The sequence below is a fragment of the Desulfofundulus luciae genome (assembly GCF_030813795.1).
Classification (GTDB): Bacteria; Bacillota; Desulfotomaculia; order Desulfotomaculales; family Desulfovirgulaceae; genus Desulfofundulus; species Desulfofundulus luciae.
The window spans coordinates 68,793-89,265 of record NZ_JAUSUX010000003.1 but is presented as its reverse complement, the minus strand read 5'-3'; the positions used below and the strand labels follow the sequence as shown (position 1 = coordinate 89,265).

Here is a 20,473-nt window from a genome sequence, read left to right as displayed (position 1 = left end):
GGTAAAAAAGCGGGCCGCCCCAAAGGCAGGCCCGCCTTCTCTTTGATTCTCCCTTACTCCAGCCTGAACCGGCCGACCATTTCCTTCATAGAACCAGCTATTTTGTTTAGCTCGGCGGCTGAAGCCGCAACTTCTTCCATGGCCGCGGTTTGTTCTTCCGTGGTAGCGGCCACGTTTTGAACCGCTTCCGACATCTGCCCGGCTGCCTCGGCCACTTCCCGGGCCTTCTGGCTGAGCCCTTTAACCAGCTCGATGATGGCCATCAGGGACCGGCCCACTTCCTCCACCACCCGGCCGCCGTGAACGGTTTTTTCCTTGCCGCTTTCCATAATTCTGACGGCCTGGGCCGACTGCTGCTGCACCTCGCCGATGATGGAGCTTATTTCCTTTGCCGAGCGGGCGGAGTTTTCCGCCAGCTTGCGCACTTCTTCCGCAACCACGGCAAACCCCCGGCCAGCATCACCGGCCCGGGCTGCTTCAATCGCTGCGTTTAATGCTAAAAGGTTGGTCTGTTCGGCAATATCGTTAATTGCACCTACAAATAGCACTATTTTTTCAATGGCCTGGATCAACGTTTCTACAGAGCGGGCCGCTTCTTGAGACGACTGTTCAATTTCCCGCATGGTGTCTATCACCCTGTCGATATTCCGCTGGCTCTGGTCGGCCTGCCGGCCGGCTTCCGCCAGTTGGCCGGAAACGGCTTTTATGTTTTCAGCCACGTTATCCACCGTAGCGGCAATTTCACCAACGGTAGCGGCATTTTCTGTAGCCGCACTTGACGTCTGATCCATCTGGGAGGAAAGCGCTGCCGCAGTATGGGAAACCTGGTTGCTCCCCTGGCTGATGCCCTCAATCAGCTGCCGCAACCCCTGGCGCATGTGCTCAAAGGCCTGGGCCAGGCGGCCGATTTCATCGCGGGTGGTTATGGTTACTGCAGCGGTAAGATCACCCTGGGCCAGCCGCTCAGCCGCCACAACCATGTCGTTCACCGGCCGCACAAAGCGCCGGGCAAAGAAGACCGCAAGCAAAACAGCAATCGCCAGGCAGCCGAGGAGCGAAAGGATGACTGCCAGCACCACCTGGCCGATCCTGGCACTGGTTTCCTGCCTGATCTTTGCCACTTCCCTTTCGACATCATCAACATACATGCCGGTTCCGATCACCCAGTTCCACGGCCCGAACAGTTTGACGTAGGAAACCTTCGGGTAAACCACTGAAGGATCTTCCCCGGGCTTGGGCCAGTAATATTCTACAGTACCCTCGCCCTTTTCAGCACAGAGGCGGTTCATCTCGGCAAAAAGCCTGGTTGGCCGCACATGGGCCCGAACCGCATCGGCATCCCGGGCGTAAACCTCTCCATTGTAAAATACCGAGCGCACGCCGGTCAGATCCTCGTAAGCGGTCACGTCCTTACCCTGCATTTCCGGCTTGAACGGGTGCATTAACATTATCGCCCGATTTCCTGCCGAATGGATCCAGAAATACCCCTCCCCCCCGTCGTAGATCATGTGACCGATGCGCTTAAGCGCCCGCTCCTGTGCCTCTTCCACGGAAAATTCGCCTTTCTGGGCGCGCTGCAGGTATTCATTGAGAAGGTTATGTGCGCTTTCAACCAGGCTCTTTAACTTTCCCTCCCGCTCCGCCAACATATGTTCGCGGGTTTTTTCCACATCGTTTTCCCCAAACCGCTTGATCTGCCACACGCTCAAAGAACCAACGATAAAGGCTGCCACAGTGATAAGGCCAACCACCAGCAGGACCACCTTGCCCTGCATGCTTTGAAAACCCCGGGACATGAACATACCCCCCTTTAAGGCCAAGTTTTAGTTCGCATTATTTTCGTCATATAATTGCTCTTTCCTGCCTTCGATTACCTCTTGAGGCCACAATCCTACACACTTACCCCCCCAAAAAAAAAGCCGTCCCGGCGTTATAATCTTGCATATCATCACCTAACGTGATGACAAACTTCAAAAGGAATCTTCCCGATCAATTCCACTAACCCTTTGTATTTATCATCCCTGTACTACAGAAATTGACAATTAACTTCTTTATCCCATTTATTTAAATGGCACTTTTATTCCCTTGTCAGGCCGAGCAGGTCCAGCAGTTTAAAAACGAGACTGAGCAAAATCGAAACAACGGTGGCAAGACCCATTCCCTTCAGGCTCACGGCCCCCAGTTCAATCCGGGCACCGCTGATCCCGACAATCAGCACCACCGAGGTCAGGATCAAGTTGCGGACCTTGCTGTAATCAACCTTCGATTCCACCAGCATCCGGATCCCGGAAGCGGCAATCACACCGAAGAGCAGCAGGGAAATGCCGCCCATAACCGGCACCGGGATGCTCTGGATGGCCGCGGCAAGCTTGCCGACGAAAGAAAGAACAATGGCCATAACTGCGGCCCCCCCGATCACCCAGACGCTGTAAACCCTGGTGACGGCCATTACCCCTATATTCTCGCCGTAAGTGGTGTTTGGGGTGGATCCGAAAAAGCCCGAAAGCAACGTTGAAAGACCATTGCCGAGCAGGGAGCGGTTTAAACCTGGGTCTCTGGCCAGGTCCCTGCCCACGATATTGCTGGTCACAAAGAGGTGACCGATGTGTTCGGCTATCACCACCAGCGCTGCCGGCAGGATGATGGCTACGGCGGCCGGGTTGAAGGTTGGGAAATAAAGGTCGGGAAAGGCGAACCAGGGGGCGCTGCGGATCATGTCGGTATTGACCAGGCCCATGAAAAAGGAAAGGATATAACCAGCCACTACCCCAAACAGGACCGGAATAATCGCCATGAACCCCCTGAAGACCACCGATCCCAGGATGGTCACCCCCAGGGTAAACATGGATACGGTGATTGCCTTCGGGTCTGGAACATAGGGCTTGCCGGGCTCTCCGACCAGCCCGGCCATCTGCGCGGCCACCGGCGCCAGCTCAAGACCGATGACGGCCACTATGGCCCCCATGGCCGCAGCGGGAAACACCACGTCAATCCACCTGGTACCCACCGCGCCGATTAACAGGGCCACGGCGGTAAAGAACAGGCCCACGGCTACAAAGCCACCCAGGGCATCGCTGTAACTGTATTTGGACAAAACTACAAAGACCGGTGAAATAAAAGCAAAACTGGAGCCGAGGTAGGCCGGGATGCGGCCCTTGCAGACGGCCAAATAAAGGAGAGTACCGATGCCGTTAAACAATAAGACGGTGGCCGGGTTTATTTTAAAGAGTACCGGCACCAGCACGGTAGCACCGAACATGGCGAAAAGGTGCTGCAGGCTGAGCGGCAGGGTCTGAAGCAGGGGCAATCTTTCTTCAACCTGTATTTCTCTCCCGTTCACTTAATGTTCCCCCCTTGTTCAACAAAACCTTTCCGGCGGGTTATAGCAAAAAGAGCCTGTCTCCCGCGTCCCCCAGGCCGGGCACAATATAGCCGAGATCGTTTAACACCGGGTCTATGGCGGCCGTTACGATCCGGACACCGGGAAATTTCCGGGTAACCTGTTTTATCCCGGTCTCCACGGCAAACCCGCAAACCAGTACTACCTTTTCAGTTGAGTAACCGGTCTCCCGCAGCAGTTCCAAAACTTTTACGCTGCTGTTGCCGGTGGCCAGCATGGGGTCCAGGATAAATACATGATCGTACTCAAACGCATTGCCGGGCACTGAACTCAGATAAACCCTCGCTTCCAGGGTATCGTGGTCCCTGGCCACGCCTACGTGGGCCACCCTGGCCTTGGGCAGGAATTCAAAAAAGCTGTCCACAAAACCCAGGCCCGCCCGCAGCACCGGAACCAACAGGCACCTGGAGGAATCCACCTCTTCAACCCGGGCCTCCACACCCAGGGGTGTAACCACGGCGGTTTCCCTGGTGGGCAGGTGGCGGGTCGCTTCAATGGCCAGAATCAGGCCCAGTTCCCTCAAAGCCCTGCGGAACAACTCGGTGTCGGTTTCCCGGTCCCGTAAAGTCCTGAGCCGGTCGCTTACCAGAGGATGCCTCACTAAAATTACAGAACTCACTTTTTTCCCTCCTACGCAGATCATTTGCACACAAATAAGCACTATTCGACAAAAAGGGCAAAAACCATTTTAAGAAGATCACTTAACAGAGAAATTTTCTCCCGGGTTATGATCCCACAAGCTTAAGGGAAAACAAAAAGCCCGCAAGTTTTTCGGGCCGCTGGAAATCTCCTGCATTTCAAGCTCTCCGGCTGATCCCGGTGAAGAATTCCGGGACGAACCCTGTCAAGAGAGTCCGCCAGGCTAAGATATATATCTTGACCAAAAATCTCCCAAATGTTAAATTCATACCGGTAGCCATACCAGCAAAAGGAGAGGACGGAAATGTCTGAAGATATTAGGGAATATCTTGAGCCAGTTTTTATTAGAGCCAGGAACCTGCCTGAAGCCTGGTACCTGCTTTTAAAAAAGCTGTTTGAAATTGACGCCTATACATATTTCCCCGAGTGGGGCGGCGGCGCGGACGAGCACGGCCGGTGCGACAACAGCCGGCGGGAGTTTGATTTCGCAGTCTGCCAGATCACCCACCCCTGGGAGCGACCGCTCTGCGATATCCTGCCGCCCGGACTGGGTATTCCGGCTCCCCCTACCACGATGGACAAGATCGAGGAGTACTTTGCCACCTATATCCTGAACCCGTACAAAGCGGAAAACGAGTCGTACACTTACGGCGAACGCATCTGCGAGCAGGTGGACGACCTGATTCGCTACTACCGCACCTATGGATTTGACCACGTGAAGGGGTGCATAGAAATCGCTTCTCCGTCCGATCTGGCCAGAGGTAAATCCCTGCCCTGCCTCAGGCTGATTGACACCAAAATCCGCATGGATAGAAAGGCCGGCGTTTACCGGATGCACTTTTACGTCTACTTCCGGGCCTGGGATTTGTGGGGCGGGTTCCCGGTTAACATGGGCGGCCTGCAGTTGTTCAAAGAATGGTTGGTTGAGCAGATAGGCCCCCACCCCAAAACGGGTATCCCCCTGGAAGACGGGGAAATGATCGTCATGTCCAAGAGCCTCAATGTGCGCGGCCACATGGAACCCTACGCCCGTGCCAGGGTCGGCCTTTAAAACAAAAAATCAGCAGGTGGGTATACCCCTCGCTCATTGCCCTGCCGACTTTTTAGATTTATCCCTGGACTGCCTCGCGGGCCACTCCGATCACCCGCGAAGGAAATAACCGAAAGGGGAATAATCCATGTCCGAGCAACTGCTGAAAGAAATACTCGGTGAATTAAAGGCCTTGAATCAACGCGCCGGTAATATGGAGCAACGTATCGGCAACGTGGAGCAACGCATCGGCGGCCTGGAGCAGGGCCAGCAGGAACTCGTCAAGCGTGTCGGCGGCCTGGAGCAGGGCCAGCAGGAACTCGCCAAGCGTGTCGGCGGCCTGGAGCAGGGCCAGCAGGAACTCGCCGGGCGCATGGAACGGATGGAAACCCGCATCGAAAACGAAATCATCGACAAGATCCGCGCCCTCTTCGATGCCCGCGCGGTTCACATGGACTACTTCGTCAGCATCAGGAACTCCTTGGCCAAAATCGAGGACAGGGTTGAGTACATTGCACGCAGGCAAATAGAAACTTCTGTCAAGTTGGAAGAGCACGACCGGGAAATCAGGCTCCTGCGCCTGGAAATATCCGGTCAGTGATCCTTTGTTTATTGCGGGACTTAGATGATAAATAAAAAGACCGCCTCACAGTTTAACCTGAAGGCGGTCTTTTTGCTGGCGTCCCAGGAGGGATTCGAACCCCCGACCCACGGATTAGAAGTCCGTTGCTCTATCCAGCTGAGCTACTGGGACATAATAGGGGGCAGGTTACCTGCAGCCCCTATTGATTCTCAGTGCTTATATTATACAATACGAAGTGTTATACAGCAACAGCCTGTGACAAGCTTTTTACATCTCCTGTACCTGTGGCTGGATCATGGGATCGATACCTGCCTTTTGCATCAGGCGGCAAAATAGGCAGGTGCCGGCCGTGGTCGGCTGGCCGCACAGGGAACAGTCTTTTAATTCCACTGGTACATCATCGGTAAAATTCCTGCGCCCCCTGTCCCAGAAACCGAAGAGAAACCTTTGCCTGGTACCGGGCATTTTTTCTTCCAGAGAATTAATTAATTCCTTATAAGCTAGAGAGGTTGCTCCCCTGGCCAGGGGACAGTCATCTGCCAGATATTCAATACCTCTTAACTGGCAGTACATTTCCGTCTCCAGCTCTCCCAGCCGGACCAGCGGTTTGATGCGGGCGGGAAGACGGGGATGGGTAGATGGCAGGTGGGGATACTGGCGCGCCAGATAACCTTCCTGCCAGCCAAATAAATTGCCAAGCAAAGCCGCCGTTTCGTCGTCCAGATTGTGCCCCGTGGCCACCACCTGGTAACCCTTTTGCTGTACCACCAAGTTCATCAGGTACCTTTTAACTGTGCCGCAGACGGAACAGCTCACCCGGCGGGTACGCCGGACAATTTCCTGCATATTGCTGCCGTATGTGTCCACAAGGGAAAGCACGTACAACCTGGCCCTCCGGCCGGCGGCAAACCTTTCACAAATTAACCGGGAACCTTTGGAATATTCTCCTATGCCCAGGTCTACGTGCAACCCGTCCGCCCTGTACCCCAGGGACAAAAGGGCATCCCACAGGGCCATGCTGTCCTTCCCGCCTGAAACGGCAACCAGCACCTGTTGCCCCTCGGCAAGCATTTTATATTTTTTGATGGCCCTGGTTACCTGCCTTAAAAAATACTCGATAAAATGTTCTTTACAGAAAGCTGCATTGGTCGACTTAAGATTGATTACCGGCTCCCCTTTGCATTTCACACAGCGCCGCATTGTCAACCACCCTCTTTCCTCTGGCAAAAGTGAAAGGGGAGGGAATGGGCATAGTCGGAAAGGTATTCTGCCGGGCATAACAAAAAAACATATGATCAAAAACTGGAGCGGGTGATGGGAATCGAACCCACGTACCCGGCTTGGAAGGCCGGTGCTCTACCATTGAGCTACACCCGCTCGAAAAAAATTTTTAAGTTGTCGGCAGCAAGTATATTATAACTAAAACACCGCCGAAAGTCAAAGTAAATTTATCATTGTGCATTAACGAAGCCCCTTAGAAAATAACGGATGCCAGCCGGCTGATACCAGTGCACAACCCATAGGACAACCCCGCCAGAGCGGCAGTCACCGGCAGCGTCACCACCCAGGCCAGGACGATCTTTTGTGCCGTTCCCCACTTGACCGTGGAAAAACGCCTGGCCGTACCGACACCGATGACCGAAGAAGAAATCACGTGGGTCGTGCTCACGGGGAGTTTTAATAACGTGGCTCCCAGGATCACCAGGGCCGAACTCAAGTCGGCGGAAAACCCGCTGCCGGGCTCCAGCTTGATGATGCGCGTGCCGACGGTTTTGATGATCCTCCAGCCGCCCACCGAGGTACCCAGCGCCATGGCCAGGGCGGCGGATAGCTTGACCCAAAAAGGAACGTGAAGTGAGCTTTGAAAACCGCCGGCTACCAGGGCAAAGGTAATGATGCCCATGGTTTTCTGGGCATCGTTGGTGCCGTGGGAAAAGGCCTGGAATGCAGCGGTAAAGACCTGGAGCATGCGGAATCGCCGGTTAATCCGGTGGGGAACGGCGTAACGGAAAACTACTTTGATTAAGGTCATAATGGCAAAACCCATGCCTACAGCTACAAGCGGGGAAAAAATCAGGGCTTCCAGGATATTAATGAAACCGTGAAAATTAACCGCTGTGAAACCGGCGGCGGCGATCACTGCGCCGGTTAAGGAACCAATCAGGGCGTGGGAGGAACTGCTGGGCAGACCGTAGTACCAGGTGATCAGGTTCCAGGCACTGGCCGCCAGAAGAGCCGCCAGCACAATAACCAGACCGTTGCTCAGACTTAAGGGATCGGCAATTTTGCCGCCGATGGTCTTGGCCACGCCCGTGAAGGTCATGGCCCCCACAAAGTTCATCGCCGAAGCCAGGATGATGGCCGTGCGGGGCCTCAGAGCCTTGGTGGAAATGGAAGTAGCGATGGCGTTGGCCGTATCATGAAAACCGTTGATAAAGTCAAAGGTCAGTGCCAGGACGATTACCACGAAGATCAGCAAGAGGTGAGGGTCAGGCACCCGGCTTTCTCCTTTCTTTAACAAGTTTGGACAGGCTTTTCCCTCTGTATATTAACACCGATCTAGCAGATTGTTAATAATGCAATAATAAAATTTTTGTCCCTACATACCGATCCCTCTGGACTTTTGACCGTCATAACGTTTAAAATGGTTCAGGAGATCAAACAACGGACAGTAATTGGGGGCAATTTTCCTATGATTCTAAAACGCAAGCCCGATGTCTTTTTTGAACACTTTATCCTGATTGCGAAAAACCTCAGGGAGGCCGCCAGGCTTTTCCGGGAAAACGTCGAGCTTCTGGAGGACACCGAAACCTACGCGGAAAACATTAAGCTCCTGGAAGACCGGGGTGACGAGTATACCCATACCATTTTTAAAGCGTTAAACCAGACTTTCATTACCCCGCTGGAACGGGAAGACATCATGTTGCTGACGGTAAAGCTGGACGACGTGCTGGACGGCATGGAAGCCTGCTCGGACCTGCTGGACATATACCGCATTAAAGAACCGGACCCGTACATGCGCCTTTTCGCCCGGATAGTGGAGAACTGCACGGATGAGATTGTTGAGGCCGTGCAACTGCTGGCTGCCAAAAAATTGCCCGATATCCACCGCCACACCTTCCGGATCAACGACCTGGAAAAAGAGGCGGACCAGCTCTACCGGGAAAGTTTGCAGGTCCTCTTTGACGAAAATAGCGATCTGAAAAAGATCATCCAGTTCAAGGAAATTTACGAAAAGATGGAATCTATTCTGGACTGTTGTGAAGACGTGGCTAACGCTCTGGAAGGCATCATCATGCGCAGCTAGAACCGGCAGAAAACCCCCTGGCGGTCGAACCGCCGGGGGCATGTTTATGACCCTCTTCTTTACGGGCAAAAACTCGGCTTAATTTCCCGCCCATCAATTACCAGGAGGCCGCACCCAGGGTCGTGTCCCTCCCGGGGGGCGTAAACGCTGCCCGGGTTGAAAAACAAAATGCCCTCGTGCATCTGGCAGTAACGGACGTGGGTGTGCCCAAAAACCACCACGTCCACCTGCAGTTCCAGGGCCCGGTAGAGGAGCTTCTGCAGGGAAAAATGCACGTGGTACAGATGGCCGTGGGTGAGAAATACCTTTTTCCCCGCCAGTTCCAGCACCTCTTCCCCCGGACCGCCCGTTTGAAAATCGCAATTGCCGGCCACGGCATGTACGGTCACTTCCAGCGTCTCCGCCAGCAGCCGGCCATCATGGTAATAATCCCCGGCATGGAGCACTAAATCCAGCGGTTCTAACTGATTTAATAGTTTTATGGCCCGGTCCACCTTCCCGTGGGTATCACTGACTACACCTATGCGCATTGAATAACACCTGCTTTCCGCTTAACGTGCGTCCAGTTCCCGGCGCAGGCCAGCCAGAATTTCCCGCATGAGGGCCAGGGCGCGGCCACGATGGCTGATCCGGTTTTTTACCGCCGGGTCCAGCTCGGCAAAGGTTTTCCCGCAGGCGGGTACATAAAAGAGAGGATCATAACCAAAACCCCCTTCACCCCGGGGTCTATCTGCAATCACTCCCTCACAGGTTCCTTCCGCGGTAAAGACCCGCCCGGCGGGGGTGGCCACGGCCACCACACAACGAAAGCGGGCGGTACGCTTTTCGGGGGGAACACCGGCTAAAAGCCTTAAGAGCTTTTCATTGTTGGCCCGGTCGTCATGCCCCTCACCGGCAAAGCGGGCCGAGTGCACCCCCGGGGCGCCGCCGAGATAATCCACTTCCAGGCCCGAATCGTCGGCCAGGGCCAACTGGCCGGTATAGCGGGCCACCGCGGTGGCCTTTTTTACCGCATTATCTTTAAATGTAGCACCGTCCTCAATTATTTCCGGCACACCGGGATATTGATCCAGGGAAACCACCTCGTAACCCAGCGGAGAGAGCAGATGGCTCAGTTCCCTTACCTTACCCCGATTGCGTGTGGCCAGTACCAGTTTCATCACTCACTTCCCCTTTGGGTCCAATTTGGCTGACCAGGGCGGGCCCCAGGACTTCCTTCTGGTAGTCCACCAGCAGCCGGATACCTTCCGCCGCCAGGTCCAGCATCCGGTTCAATTCCTCCCGGGTAAAGGAGGCTTCCTCCCCGGTACCCTGGACCTCCACCAGGCGGCCTTCGCCGGTCATCACCACATTCATGTCCACTTCGGCGGCCGAGTCCTCGGCAAAGCACAGGTCCAGAACAAGTTCTCCGTTTACCCGGCCCACACTGGTAGCGGCCACAAAATCTTTCACGGGCAAATAAGGGATCAACCCCTCGCCCACCAGGTGGGCCAGGGCATCCACCAGGGCCACAAAGGCACCGGTAATGGAAGCGGTACGGGTACCCCCGTCGGCCTGGATCACATCACAGTCCAGGATCACGGTCCGCTCTCCCAGGGCGGAAAAATCCACCACCGAGCGCAGGGAGCGGCCGATGAGCCGCTGGATTTCCTGGGTGCGGCCCTTACCCCGGGTAAGGTCCCGGGAGGTGCGCACGCCTGTGGCCCGGGGCAGCATGCCGTACTCGGCAGTCACCCAGCCCATACCCGTATCCTGGCGGAAGGGAGGCACCCTTTCCTCCACCGTGGCCGTGCAAATGACGCGGGTATCCCCCACTTCCACCAGCACCGACCCCTCGGCATACTTGTTAAAATTCCTGGTAATCTTTACCGGCCTCATCTGACCGGGTTTTCTCCCGTCTACTCTTTCCATAAATCGTCCTCCTGCACATCTTTCTATTTTTGAAAAGCCACCGTGCCCTGTGCTCCATATAGTATGTCCCGGTTCCGTATTAATACAGGAAATATGTATCCCCTTCGGTAGCCAGTTCCACCGTTCCGCCAAAACCTGCCTCGGCTTCGGCCTTCAAAATTGACAGATCGTATTCGGGATAAAAGTGGGTGATGATTAGTTCCTTCACCCGGGCCTGCCGGGCCAGGGTTCCCGCTTGGCGGGCGGTCATGTGCCGGCCCCGCAAAAACCCGGCGTCCTTATCCAGGCCCGAGGCTTCGCAAAGGAAAATGCCTGCTTCCTCGGCTAGGGCGGCCAGTTCTTCGGTGGGTGCGCTGTCCCCGGAATATACAAAATAGCCCGATCCCTCCACCCCCACCGAATAGGCGGGCAGATTGTGGCGGGCCGGCAAAAAGAAGAGCCGCACCGGGCCAACGGACCCGTAGCGCACCTTTATTCCCGGGGGCACCTCCTCCTCCGGCAGGGATTCGATGGGCACCACATCAAAGGCATCGGTACAGGCGGACAGCTCTTCAAAAATATGTACCGGTTCTGAGGGCAAAAAAAGCTGCACTTTACGCCAGCGGTGCTTTTCCCGCAACCCCGCGGCGGTGGCGTGGCGCAAGCAGTGCAGGTCCACATAGTGGTCGGGGTGCAGGTGGGTAATCACCGCGGCCCGCAGGTCGCAATGGTGGATAAACTGTACGAGACGGCTGAAGGTGCCGTGACCGGCATCCAGCAGGATATTACCCCCGCCGTCCTGCAGAAGATAGCCGGAACAGGCCCCGCCCGCGGCCGGGTAAGGAGCCCAGCAGCCGAGTACAGTGATCCGCATTTCAACACCTCCCACTTCTCACTTGTAAACGTTCAGTGATCCCGCTACGGTGCCGCCCAGCACTCACCAAAATATGACTCTGCTCCTGGTATTTCAGGTTTAATTGACACCTCCGGTTATAGGAAGACCTAGTATGCCAGTGAGTGCTGGGTCCACCGCTCACTCCAGTGCTCCGCGCTGACAAAATGGTTTGTATCGCAAAAACTAATAATTTCTTGCCGCTGCGGCCTCAGAAAAAGCCTGCATTAACCGAAATAAGCCGATGCCGCAGCCATACTAGCTTCGGACCGGACTAGTGGCGCTGCAAATGCGGCATGGCAGTCAATTTAGCTTCCACACAACAGCCTACCGCCCCGGTATACTGGGGATTCTCCGGCACCACCACCCGCACCCCCAGCTCTTTAGCCAGAATCTTCCTTAAAGCGGCGTTCTGGGCAACGCCGCCCGTAAAAACCAGGGTGTCGCTGAAAAGGCGCAGCAGCATGGGCCGGATGCGTTTAAAAATGGTGTAATTCACCCCGGCAGCCAGGGAAGGGATGAGGTGGCCCTCCAGCACTTTGCCGATTAACTCCGTTTCCCCGAAAATGGCACAGGTAGAACTGAGATCCACGGGGTTTTCATAATGGCGGCTGAGCTCGTCCAGAGTAATGTTGAGTACGACCGCCATATTTTCCAGGTAACGCCCGGTACTGGCGGCGCATTTGTCGTTGGTCTGGAAGTCTATCAACCGGCCGCCCCGCACCAGGGCCACCTTGCTGTCCTGCCCGCCCAGGTCCAGCAGGGTGAAATCGGACAACCCGGTAAGGTGGACCGCCCCCAGGACATGGGCCTTGATCTCGGGGATCACCCTGGCTCCTTTCAGGGCCACAGTCTGGCGTCCGTAACCGGTACTGACCACCGTCCGGGGTTTCGTCCCGGCGGGCAGCAGGACAGATAAATCCACCGCCAGCCGACCTTCTTCCAGCCGGCCGTGCTCCCGGTAAAAAGCGATGGTATCGAATTTAAAAAATTCCAGGCGGCCTTCTTCATCCATCAGGGCAATTTTCACATTCCGGCTGCCCAAATCAATGCCACAATACAAAGGGATACACCTCGTTACTGCAACATTTCAATGAAGGCATCCAGGCGCATGCGGGTGCGGGCATCCAGACGGTTGGGCTTGTCCCCCTCCAGGGTAAGGATGGGGAGCTTGAGCCTCTGCCGTACAATTAAATCCTCAATCTGGCGGAAGCAAAAACTCTGGGCGTAGTGGATGACACCGTGCACCCGGCGCCTTTCCACTTCCCGGATGATATCTTCCAGGCGGTAAAAGATGCCGTACGGGTAGCTGTACAACCGGTAGCGCTCCACCAGATCCTCTGTCTCAAAGGGCAGGGTGAACTGGCGCTGGGTTTCGTTATAAACCACCCGGGCGCCCCGCTCCTCCAGGTAATCGTAAAGATCGTCCATGATCGGGGGTACGCCGATGTAAGCCAGGCGAATTTTTTCCCGGCGGGGCCGTGCTCCCTTCAGGCGGGCTAAAAAGTCATCCACTTCCTGCTCAAATGCGTCCGGGTCTCCTTTAAAATCGCTGCAATTGACTTGGTAGAGGTGGTTGTCCCACCCTCCCACCAGGTTTTCCTGCCAGGTGAGCCGGTCGATCTCCCACACCTTGCGCCGGATTTGATCCAGGCGCTCCCGGGCGCGGTTAACCGCGGCCCAGTCCACTCCAAAGCGGTCCATGAGTTTTTCCATTTGCAGGGCCAAGAGATCCCGGTCGCGGCCAAAGGGGTAGGCAAAGGGAATCACTTCCACCCCAACCAACTCCAGGGTTTCCATCAGGGCATGGGTATTGCTGCAGTCCCCCTGGGTGACCGCCACCAGGGTACGGATATCCCGGTGGCGCAGGACAGTGCTGTAAAGCCCCTTGATCCAGGCGCAAACATTGCGGGGGTAGCCGGCCAGCTCCGCTTCCTCCACCAACCCCCGGGGGTTGGGATCGGTAATGAATACGTTGTTTAAATCCACCGGGATGCAACCCGCGGCGTAAATCACCTCCACGGGCACGGTGGTGGTAATGCCTACCCGGCGGGACTTCACACTGGTTCCCCTCCCATTGCTCTTGTCAACCACACCATGTCACCAAATAACTAAATTTTTCATTGCCGCCCGCTGAATTCGACCTTCAGTCAAGTTTTACCTGCTTGACGGATGGAATATCCTCCCCTAAAAAAAGGCGGGCCGTTTCTTTAAATGCCCGGGGGTCACCGCTGACAAAGTAACGGTGCTGCACCGGGCAGCCGCCGGGATTGTTTAACAACCCCAGACGGGACATCTCCTCCCGGGCGGCCATGGTGGTGGCTTCCGCAGGATCCACCAGTTTTACCTCCGGGCCGAGCACCTCCCGAAATTCAGATTCCAGAAACGGATAATGGGTGCAGCCTAGAATCAAGGTATCTATGCCGGCCTGTTTCAATGGCTGTACATACTCGGACACCGCCTCCAGGGCCTCCCTGGTGCCGGCCCGGCCCGCCTCCACCAGAGGTACCAGGCGGGGAGCAGCCTGGCCGAACACCGCCAGATCCGCATTTAAAGCCTTCAAAGCCCGCTGGTAAGCGCCGCTTTTGATGGTGGCTTCCGTGGCAATGATCCCAATGCGCCCCCCGGTACTCACCCGTACCGCTTCCCTTACCCCCGGCTCGATCAGGCCGATCATGGGCACCGCATAGCGTTCCCTGACCACGGGCAGAGAAATGGAAGAGTTGGTGTTGCAAGCAAAAATCACGTATTTCACCCCGCAGGACACCAGGAAGGTGAGGATGCCCTCGGCAAACCCAATCAATTCTTCCGGCTTGCGAGGTCCGTAGGGTACATGGGCGTTGTCTCCAAAATAAACGGTGGATTCCCCGGGCATCAGGCGAAAAACCTGCCGTGAAACGGTGAGTCCCCCTACTCCCGAATCAAAAAGACCAATTGGCCTGGAATCGCTCAATTTTAGGCCCTCTCCTTATCTCTCTTAATTATGTTCAGATAGTACCATCTTATATAGTACTATCTTATATTTATTCAACCATGCGTGATCTTACCCGTTCAAGGATACCTTCCCGGTTCAAAAAAGACAGGCCCGTGAAAGGACCTGTATCATCATAACACAGATTTTTTCTTCTGGAAAGTAACTAATTGCCGCTTCCTCAGCCCCAGCGCTCACTTAAATAATCCGCAATACCCTGGACTATGCCCTGTGCGGTCTCCTCCACAAACCAGTCCTGGGTCAACAGGGCGGCCTCCTGGGGATTGCTGATGTAGGCTACTTCCACCAGCACCGCCGGCATTACCGAGGTGCGCAGGACGGCAAAATTGGCCTCCAAAACCCCGTCATTTTCCAAACCGAGCCTTTGTACCAGTTGGGCCTGGATATGACTGGCCAGTTTGCGGCTTTCCTCCCGGCGGTTGGGATCTCCTCCCCCGGCAGGGCTGAGGATATAGGTAGCCGTGCCGGAAACGGCGGGGCTGACGTTGGCGTTGATATGAATGCTGACAAAAATTTCTGCTCCCGCCCGGTTGGCCATGTCCGTCCGCTCGTACAGGCCCACTTCATAATCGGCATTGCGGGTCAGTAAGGGGCTGGCTCCCTTTGCCGAGAGCAAGTCGGCCACCCGCTGGGCCATTCTCAAGGTTATATCTTTTTCCTTTAAGCCGTTGCCCAGAGCACCGGGATCCGGCCCCCCGTGGCCGGGATCAACGGCAATAACCACATCCCGCAAAACATCACCGGGATCCGGGATATAGATTTGCATTTCCAGCGTTCTCCCGTCCGCGGACAGGCCGGCCCGGTAGCGCACAGGCCTTGTCAGGTCAAAGACCAGGCGGGTAACATCGGGGGACTTGCTGAACCAGCCCACGCGCAACTTGTTCACCGCCTCCGTATTTACGGACATTTCCGGCGGCACATTGCCCGGGTGTACACCCGTCAAGTCCACTACCAGGCGGTCGGGGGAAGTCAACTTGAATACATGGTAAGTCATGGCCCCTTCGGCCGTCACCGTCACCCGGGTAACCTTACCCGCAGGGGTAACTTCAAGCCGGGTTAAGGCCGTCCCCTGGCTCTGTTCTCCCCCATTACCACCGGTATCCCCGTTCCCCGGCGGCGAAGGAGCTCCTGGCTGCTGCTGTCCAGGTGAACCGCTCCGGTCCTGGCCCTGATTGCTACCATCCCCCGGCTGGGGACGCCCGCCGGGCGACCCCCGGGAGATATCATCCCCCGGTACCGGTTCTCCGGCAATGGGGCTGTCCCTCCCACCGGTACTTTGACCTTCCTCCAGGACATACCAGGCTACAATCCAGCCCGTTCCTCCACCGGGCAACTGCACCTGGTACCAGTCGGGAACCTTCCCCAACACCGCCAGGCGTTCACCACGGTTTACCCGGGTCACCACCGGGTGTTCCAGGCCGGGACCGCTGCGTACATTAACCCCGTTGCCCTGTACGACTACCTGCCCCATACCACCGGAGCTGGACTGCCCGCTTCCCGGCGGAGCGGCCGGTTCCACCCGGACGGTACGGTTTTGCTGGTTCCATTCCACCCGGTAGCCTAAAGCCTCGGCCACATGGCGGGCGGGCAGGTAGCTGCGCCCGTCCCTGATCACCGGGGCCATATCTATAGTCTTCGCCTGCCCGTTTACCGTAATAGTCTTGCTACCCACCGTAAGCTTTACCGTAACACTGTCTCTGGTTAACAAAACGGTCCTGGTATTTTCATCCCACTGGATATCCTTTTCAGCCACATTCAGGGCCAGAGCCAGGTAACGCAAAGGCACATAGGTCCGTCCCTGTTCAATAAAGGGCGAGGCATCCATGGTAAAACTTTTTTCATTTACGAAATAGTTCTTTTCCCCCACTTTAAAAACGACTTCCTGCACTCCACCGGCCGGGGAACTGGCCGGCCCGGAAAGCAACAAAAAACCTGCGGTCAGGCAGGTAACCGCCCCACGGAACAACGCTCGACACAGTTTCCCTTTCTTCATCCTCCCAACTCCAGCCATTGTTCAACATGATTTGACACGCTGGATAAGGGATTCTCCATTAATTCTGGAAATCCTGCCAGAGAAAAATCAAAAAAAGGACCGCCTGCCTCTGCTGGTCCTTTTCTGGTTATATTTTTCCGCTACACACCGGGAAACAGGGGCGGGGCGTTGGGATGGAAATGGACGGGGCACAAAATACATGACGCATATAAAATGGCAGGGGGCAAATAACTAAGGGAAAGCCGCCGGCTAAAACGGGGGTGGGCAAGACGGGAAAGAAGTTCTGTTTTTTTCTGACATTACTTTTATTCCTGCTTCACGGGACCGTGCCGGCCAGTGGGAAAACACGGTCTTTTGAACGCTGCTGCTGCGAACAGGAACAAATCCTCCAGATCCCGGCCACCTGGAACGCCCTTGGCCGGATTGCCACCGGGCCAACCGCCAGCCGGCAGGACAGGCCTCCGGCCAAGGATGTAAGCATCCTCATCGATACCACCCGGCGCACCTTAACGGTCTTATTTGACGGCCGGCCCCACCGCCAGTATCCCGTGGCCGTGGGCAGGTTCGAGACGCCCACCCCCCTGGGCAGCTTCCGGGTAGTGCGCAAGGCCATGCACTGGGGGACGGGCTTTGGCTCCCGCTGGCTGGGACTGGACGTCCCCTGGGGTCTCTACGGCATCCACGGCACCAACAAGCCCTGGTCTATCGGCAGCTATGCCAGCCACGGGTGCATCCGCATGCACAACCGGGACGTGGAGGAACTGTATCCCCTGGTTCCCGTAGGGGCACAGGTAATCATTATTGGCAACCCCTTTACCTACCGGGAGCCGCCTTTCCGCGACCTGCGCCGGGACTTCTGCGGCTCCGACGTCATGGAGGTCCAGCGGACGCTAACCCGGCTGGGGTTGTTCAAAGGCAAGACCGACGGCACCTGGCGCTGGGACATGGAAGAAAGCGTTTACCGTTTCCGGGCCATGCACGGCCTTTCCCGGGACAACGTGATCGACAAACCGGCCTACCGGGCGCTTGGGTTTTAGCTACGGATTGTGGTTTGGGTAAAAATAGTACCCCCCGTTTGAGGGGGCTAGGTTTTCTTGCACCCGGCGTCGGCCGGTTCGGCCACCGGGCGGCGGCGACGGGACGGCCGGCGAGGCTGGTATTTGCTTTTCAAAACCGGTACCACCTGGTGGACGTACCACCACAGGATGATAAAACCAGCCAGCAGGTAAAGGCTCACATAAAAGTTCGTGAACATCACCGCCACGGCCAGCCCGGCAAAAACCAGCGCGGTGATAGCGGGAACAAACACCCCTCCTTTTACCCGGTAGGGACACTCAGCTTGCGGTTCCTTTTGCCTCAACCGGATCACCGCCAGACCCGCCAGGGCGTAAACCACCGACTCCATGGCGGCCGCCAGGTTCACCAGCACCAGGTAACGGTGGGTTGCCAGTACCACTAGAGATATGGTCACACCGGCTGCAAAGACGGTGAGGATGGCCACCCAGGGTGTAAAAAAGCGCATGCTCAGGCGGGAAAAGACGGGCGGCAGGACATACTCTCGGGCGGAGGCGTAAATAAAGCGGGAGACGCTGATTAAACCCGCATTAAAGGTGGTGATGGAAGCGGCAAGGCTCAAAACCACCATCCAGAACACTCCCGCCGGCCCCAAAACGGTGCGGGCAAAAACCACCTGGGGGGCGGGTGAGGCCACCAGTGCCTCCCGGGAGCATGACGCGGTCATGGCCACGGTAAAAAGGGCATAAACCACGCTCAACAATCCAACCGCCAGAAGCATGCCCCGGGACACCAGGCGGCTGTGGGTGACTTCCTCGGCCAGCGGGGTTACCCACTCGAAACCAACAAAGAGAAAAACCCCCACCGCCACGGCGTTAATGAAGGCCAGGGCGCCGCCCGGGGCCAGGGGTGCTGTGAGCTGAAACCCCACCCTGCCCAGGGCGATAAAGGCCAGCACCAGCAGGGACCCCATGAGCCCGTAGGTGATCAGGTCCTGGAAGGCACCGGCAATCTTAATTCCCCGGATATTCATGCCTGTAACCACCAGGTACATGGTCACAATCCAGACCAGGGGCGGTACCGCCGGCAGGGCGGAACTGAGGACGGAAGCTAAAACGTAGCTTTCGGCCCCCACCACCCCCATCACCACCGCCATATACAAAAGGGAAACGGTAAGGGCCAGCCGGTCGTTGAAGGCCCGGGAAAAATAGAGCCGGATGCCGGCGGCGGAGGGGAGGCGGGCATTTAGTTCGGAAAAACAGGACGCGGCTCCCAGGCACAATAAACCGCCGGTAAGAATGGCCAGCCAGGCGGTATCCCCGGCCAGAAAACCGGCCACCTGCACGGCGGCCACAAAAGAGGAACTGGCCAGGGTGAGGCCAGCACTGGTTGCAATCACGGTACGCAGGGTGAGCACCCGTTTTAAACCCATTTCACTCACCCCAGATCATCAGGGAGATAAAATCGAGCCGCACAATATCATCCTCGGAACCGATGATCTTCAGCGTACCGTTCATGTATGGTTCGGTAGGGGTGATATCACCGTAAAAAAGGTCCGCCAGGGTCTCGCTGTCGGCAATTACCGTCAGATCGGCCCGGGGCGGCGCCCCTTCCCGCACTGATAATTCCCCGTTCCGCAATTCCAGGGTGTGCTGGGAAGGGATGTCGTTGGCCTGCACCAGGACCACCCGGTCCCAGTCCCGGTTCATTATTTTCAACCGCTCGTTCTTGTTGTAACCCTCCTGAAAGGCCAGGAGGCTGGCAGTAATTTCTTCGTGACTGGCCAAAGATGCCTACCTCCAGATAGATACTGTGGGTTCTAGCGCAAGTACACCACCCGGGGTTTAAAGTCCAGACGACTTAAAAGATCCAGGTAATCCCGGGGAGTAATTTCTTCCCAGGGTTTTTGCAGCAGGGCCACCAGAACCGCTTCCATGACATTGGTGCCAAAGGAGCGCCCCTGAAATTCGGGCGTGGTGGTCACCAGGCAGCCCGCTCCCTTTTCTTTTAAAAAGGCCACGTCATCAGCGGTGGTAGTATTGGTAATAATAGTCTGCCCGTCAAGCTGGGGCATGTAGCGGCGCACCAGGTGATAATCCCCGGCAATTACCTGTGCTTCCCGGTAATAGTGGCCGAATTTCTTAACTTTTTCTTCATCCTGGGTTTCCTGTTTCTTCCCGGTGGGGTAGAGCATATGAAAGGGCAGTTTGGACATTTCCGGCAGCAACCTGGCCGCCAGTTCTTCCAGTTCCTGTACGGTGTGAATTGGATAGGGTATACCGGCTGCAAAAATGAGGTCGCCAAAGGTAAGATGGCAGCCCAGTTCGGCAAAAGCCTCGGCCATGCCGAAGCGATCCACCGCACTGACCATCAGCACCCTGGTACCGGGGGGAAGTAAATCCGTATGCTCCCGCAGGTAATAGACCGTTTCCCTTTCCAGGGTATTTTTCAAACCGCTGCCGTCCACAACCGGGGTCTTCTGGACGGCATCCATAAGCTTTCTGCCATCCCGGACCACATAGCGGGTCTTGCCGGCGTACAGGTAGACGTCAATCCCACCCAGCCCGATGGCATCCACCTTACCGTCCAGTTCTTTAAGCAACTGGATGGCCCGGTCGAAATCCCCGTCGGTACCCCGGCGGCTGATCTCAAAGCGCTCGCCCAAAAGCTCTACTTCCACCCGGTGATCCCGCCGGGAAGAACCCAGGCTGACACTGACCACTCGTTTCAAAA

Annotated in this window: 20 protein-coding genes and 2 tRNA genes; 4 read left to right on the top strand and 18 right to left on the bottom strand. The window is 56.3% G+C overall.

Annotation, left to right across the window (positions count from 1 at the left end):
• Positions 1 to 53: 53 nt before the first annotated feature.
• The 3 genes from J2Z49_RS02850 to upp all read right to left on the bottom strand — a co-directional run bounded on the left by J2Z49_RS02850 (position 54) and on the right by upp (position 4,019).
• Positions 54 to 1,796 carry a methyl-accepting chemotaxis protein gene (locus J2Z49_RS02850; RefSeq protein ID WP_307399676.1) on the bottom strand — a complete coding sequence of 581 codons (1,743 nt, stop codon included), beginning with the start codon at positions 1,794 to 1,796 and terminating at the stop codon, positions 54 to 56.
• 281 nt (positions 1,797 to 2,077) lie between these two features.
• Positions 2,078 to 3,340: a uracil permease gene (gene uraA, locus J2Z49_RS02845; protein WP_307399675.1), complete on the bottom strand. Its 1,263-nt coding sequence runs from the start codon at positions 3,338 to 3,340 to the stop codon at positions 2,078 to 2,080.
• A gap of 40 nt (positions 3,341 to 3,380) precedes the next feature.
• Positions 3,381 to 4,019: a uracil phosphoribosyltransferase gene (gene upp, locus J2Z49_RS02840; protein WP_121452105.1), complete on the bottom strand. Its 639-nt coding sequence runs from the start codon at positions 4,017 to 4,019 to the stop codon at positions 3,381 to 3,383.
• A gap of 324 nt (positions 4,020 to 4,343) precedes the next feature.
• Here upp and J2Z49_RS02835 point away from each other — a divergent pair, with 324 nt between their 5' ends.
• Together J2Z49_RS02835 and J2Z49_RS02830 are read left to right on the top strand one after the other, a co-directional pair.
• Positions 4,344 to 5,090: a thymidylate synthase family protein gene (locus tag J2Z49_RS02835; RefSeq protein WP_307399672.1), complete on the top strand. Its 747-nt coding sequence runs from the start codon at positions 4,344 to 4,346 to the stop codon at positions 5,088 to 5,090.
• Between the two features lie 127 nt (positions 5,091 to 5,217).
• The gene (locus tag J2Z49_RS02830; protein ID WP_307399671.1) at positions 5,218 to 5,670 is read left to right on the top strand and encodes a hypothetical protein; all 453 of its coding nucleotides are present in this window, start codon (positions 5,218 to 5,220) and stop codon (positions 5,668 to 5,670) included.
• A 76-nt stretch (positions 5,671 to 5,746) separates the two neighbouring features.
• On the opposite strand, the gene J2Z49_RS02825 is transcribed toward J2Z49_RS02830, so the two are convergent.
• The 4 genes from J2Z49_RS02825 to J2Z49_RS02810 form a co-directional block, all read right to left on the bottom strand.
• Positions 5,747 to 5,823, bottom strand: a tRNA-Arg gene (locus J2Z49_RS02825).
• Positions 5,824 to 5,919: 96 nt separating this feature from the next.
• Positions 5,920 to 6,852, bottom strand: a complete 933-nt coding sequence (locus J2Z49_RS02820; RefSeq protein ID WP_307399669.1) for an ATP-binding protein — start codon at positions 6,850 to 6,852, stop codon at positions 5,920 to 5,922.
• Positions 6,853 to 6,955: 103 nt separating this feature from the next.
• Positions 6,956 to 7,029: transfer RNA gene (locus J2Z49_RS02815), tRNA-Gly, on the bottom strand.
• A gap of 97 nt (positions 7,030 to 7,126) precedes the next feature.
• The gene (locus tag J2Z49_RS02810; RefSeq protein ID WP_307399667.1) at positions 7,127 to 8,149 is read right to left on the bottom strand and encodes an inorganic phosphate transporter; all 1,023 of its coding nucleotides are present in this window, start codon (positions 8,147 to 8,149) and stop codon (positions 7,127 to 7,129) included.
• 195 nt (positions 8,150 to 8,344) lie between these two features.
• On the opposite strand from J2Z49_RS02810, the gene J2Z49_RS02805 reads away from it, so the two are divergent.
• On the top strand, positions 8,345 to 8,959 hold the full coding sequence (locus J2Z49_RS02805; RefSeq protein ID WP_307399665.1) for a DUF47 domain-containing protein: 615 nt from the start codon (positions 8,345 to 8,347) through the stop codon (positions 8,957 to 8,959).
• 59 nt (positions 8,960 to 9,018) lie between these two features.
• Here the strand turns inward: J2Z49_RS02805 and J2Z49_RS02800 are convergent, their stop codons facing one another.
• The 8 genes from J2Z49_RS02800 to J2Z49_RS02765 all read right to left on the bottom strand — a co-directional run bounded on the left by J2Z49_RS02800 (position 9,019) and on the right by J2Z49_RS02765 (position 16,726).
• A complete protein-coding gene (locus J2Z49_RS02800; protein ID WP_307399663.1) occupies positions 9,019 to 9,489 on the bottom strand; it encodes a metallophosphoesterase in 471 nt (156 codons plus the stop codon).
• 21 nt (positions 9,490 to 9,510) lie between these two features.
• A complete protein-coding gene (locus J2Z49_RS02795) occupies positions 9,511 to 10,119 on the bottom strand; it encodes an XTP/dITP diphosphatase (protein ID WP_307399662.1) in 609 nt (202 codons plus the stop codon).
• Complete coding sequence (rph, locus tag J2Z49_RS02790; protein ID WP_307399661.1) at positions 10,085 to 10,870, bottom strand: ribonuclease PH; 786 nt, start codon at positions 10,868 to 10,870, stop codon at positions 10,085 to 10,087. The genes J2Z49_RS02795 and rph overlap by 35 nt, the downstream gene beginning before the upstream one ends.
• Positions 10,871 to 10,949: 79 nt before the next feature.
• Complete coding sequence (locus J2Z49_RS02785) at positions 10,950 to 11,723, bottom strand: MBL fold metallo-hydrolase (RefSeq protein WP_307399659.1); 774 nt, start codon at positions 11,721 to 11,723, stop codon at positions 10,950 to 10,952.
• A 292-nt stretch (positions 11,724 to 12,015) separates the two neighbouring features.
• A complete protein-coding gene (locus J2Z49_RS02780) occupies positions 12,016 to 12,804 on the bottom strand; it encodes an acyl-CoA dehydratase activase (protein WP_307399657.1) in 789 nt (262 codons plus the stop codon).
• Between the two features lie 14 nt (positions 12,805 to 12,818).
• Positions 12,819 to 13,802, bottom strand: coding sequence for a 2-hydroxyacyl-CoA dehydratase family protein (locus J2Z49_RS02775; protein ID WP_307399655.1), 984 nt, complete (start codon positions 13,800 to 13,802; stop codon positions 12,819 to 12,821).
• An 85-nt stretch (positions 13,803 to 13,887) separates the two neighbouring features.
• Positions 13,888 to 14,694, bottom strand: a complete 807-nt coding sequence (gene murI / locus J2Z49_RS02770) for a glutamate racemase (protein ID WP_307399653.1) — start codon at positions 14,692 to 14,694, stop codon at positions 13,888 to 13,890.
• A 199-nt stretch (positions 14,695 to 14,893) separates the two neighbouring features.
• Complete coding sequence (locus tag J2Z49_RS02765; RefSeq protein WP_307399651.1) at positions 14,894 to 16,726, bottom strand: N-acetylmuramoyl-L-alanine amidase; 1,833 nt, start codon at positions 16,724 to 16,726, stop codon at positions 14,894 to 14,896.
• Positions 16,727 to 16,986: 260 nt separating this feature from the next.
• Between J2Z49_RS02765 and J2Z49_RS02760 the strand changes: the two genes are divergently transcribed.
• Positions 16,987 to 17,763, top strand: a complete 777-nt coding sequence (locus tag J2Z49_RS02760; protein ID WP_307399649.1) for a L,D-transpeptidase family protein — start codon at positions 16,987 to 16,989, stop codon at positions 17,761 to 17,763.
• A 47-nt stretch (positions 17,764 to 17,810) separates the two neighbouring features.
• Here the strand turns inward: J2Z49_RS02760 and J2Z49_RS02755 are convergent, their stop codons facing one another.
• Genes J2Z49_RS02755 through J2Z49_RS02745 form a run of 3 tightly spaced genes read right to left on the bottom strand, consistent with a single transcriptional unit; the run spans position 17,811 to position 20,471 of the window.
• Positions 17,811 to 19,172, bottom strand: coding sequence for an APC family permease (locus J2Z49_RS02755; RefSeq protein ID WP_307399647.1), 1,362 nt, complete (start codon positions 19,170 to 19,172; stop codon positions 17,811 to 17,813).
• A 1-nt stretch (position 19,173) separates the two neighbouring features.
• On the bottom strand, positions 19,174 to 19,527 hold the full coding sequence (locus tag J2Z49_RS02750) for an SCP2 sterol-binding domain-containing protein (RefSeq protein ID WP_121452119.1): 354 nt from the start codon (positions 19,525 to 19,527) through the stop codon (positions 19,174 to 19,176).
• Positions 19,528 to 19,559: 32 nt separating this feature from the next.
• The gene (locus J2Z49_RS02745; protein ID WP_307399642.1) at positions 19,560 to 20,471 is read right to left on the bottom strand and encodes a quinate 5-dehydrogenase; all 912 of its coding nucleotides are present in this window, start codon (positions 20,469 to 20,471) and stop codon (positions 19,560 to 19,562) included.
• Positions 20,472 to 20,473 lie beyond the last annotated feature (2 nt).

Bases quoted from the DNA above. Each gene is read 5' to 3' on its own strand.
- J2Z49_RS02830 (WP_307399671.1), top strand. From the start codon at position 5,218: ATGTCCGAGCAACTGCTGAAAGAAATACTCGGTGAATTAAAGGCCTTG.
- J2Z49_RS02795 (WP_307399662.1), bottom strand. From the start codon at position 10,119: ATGAAACTGGTACTGGCCACACGCAATCGGGGTAAGGTAAGGGAACTG.
- J2Z49_RS02850 (WP_307399676.1), bottom strand. From the start codon at position 1,796: ATGTCCCGGGGTTTTCAAAGCATGCAGGGCAAGGTGGTCCTGCTGGTG.
- J2Z49_RS02755 (WP_307399647.1), bottom strand. From the start codon at position 19,172: ATGGGTTTAAAACGGGTGCTCACCCTGCGTACCGTGATTGCAACCAGT.
- J2Z49_RS02835 (WP_307399672.1), top strand. From the start codon at position 4,344: ATGTCTGAAGATATTAGGGAATATCTTGAGCCAGTTTTTATTAGAGCC.
- J2Z49_RS02765 (WP_307399651.1), bottom strand. From the start codon at position 16,726: ATGAAGAAAGGGAAACTGTGTCGAGCGTTGTTCCGTGGGGCGGTTACC.
- J2Z49_RS02805 (WP_307399665.1), top strand. From the start codon at position 8,345: ATGATTCTAAAACGCAAGCCCGATGTCTTTTTTGAACACTTTATCCTG.
- J2Z49_RS02820 (WP_307399669.1), bottom strand. From the start codon at position 6,852: ATGCGGCGCTGTGTGAAATGCAAAGGGGAGCCGGTAATCAATCTTAAG.
- J2Z49_RS02800 (WP_307399663.1), bottom strand. From the start codon at position 9,489: ATGCGCATAGGTGTAGTCAGTGATACCCACGGGAAGGTGGACCGGGCC.
- J2Z49_RS02785 (WP_307399659.1), bottom strand. From the start codon at position 11,723: ATGCGGATCACTGTACTCGGCTGCTGGGCTCCTTACCCGGCCGCGGGC.
- rph (WP_307399661.1), bottom strand. From the start codon at position 10,870: ATGGAAAGAGTAGACGGGAGAAAACCCGGTCAGATGAGGCCGGTAAAG.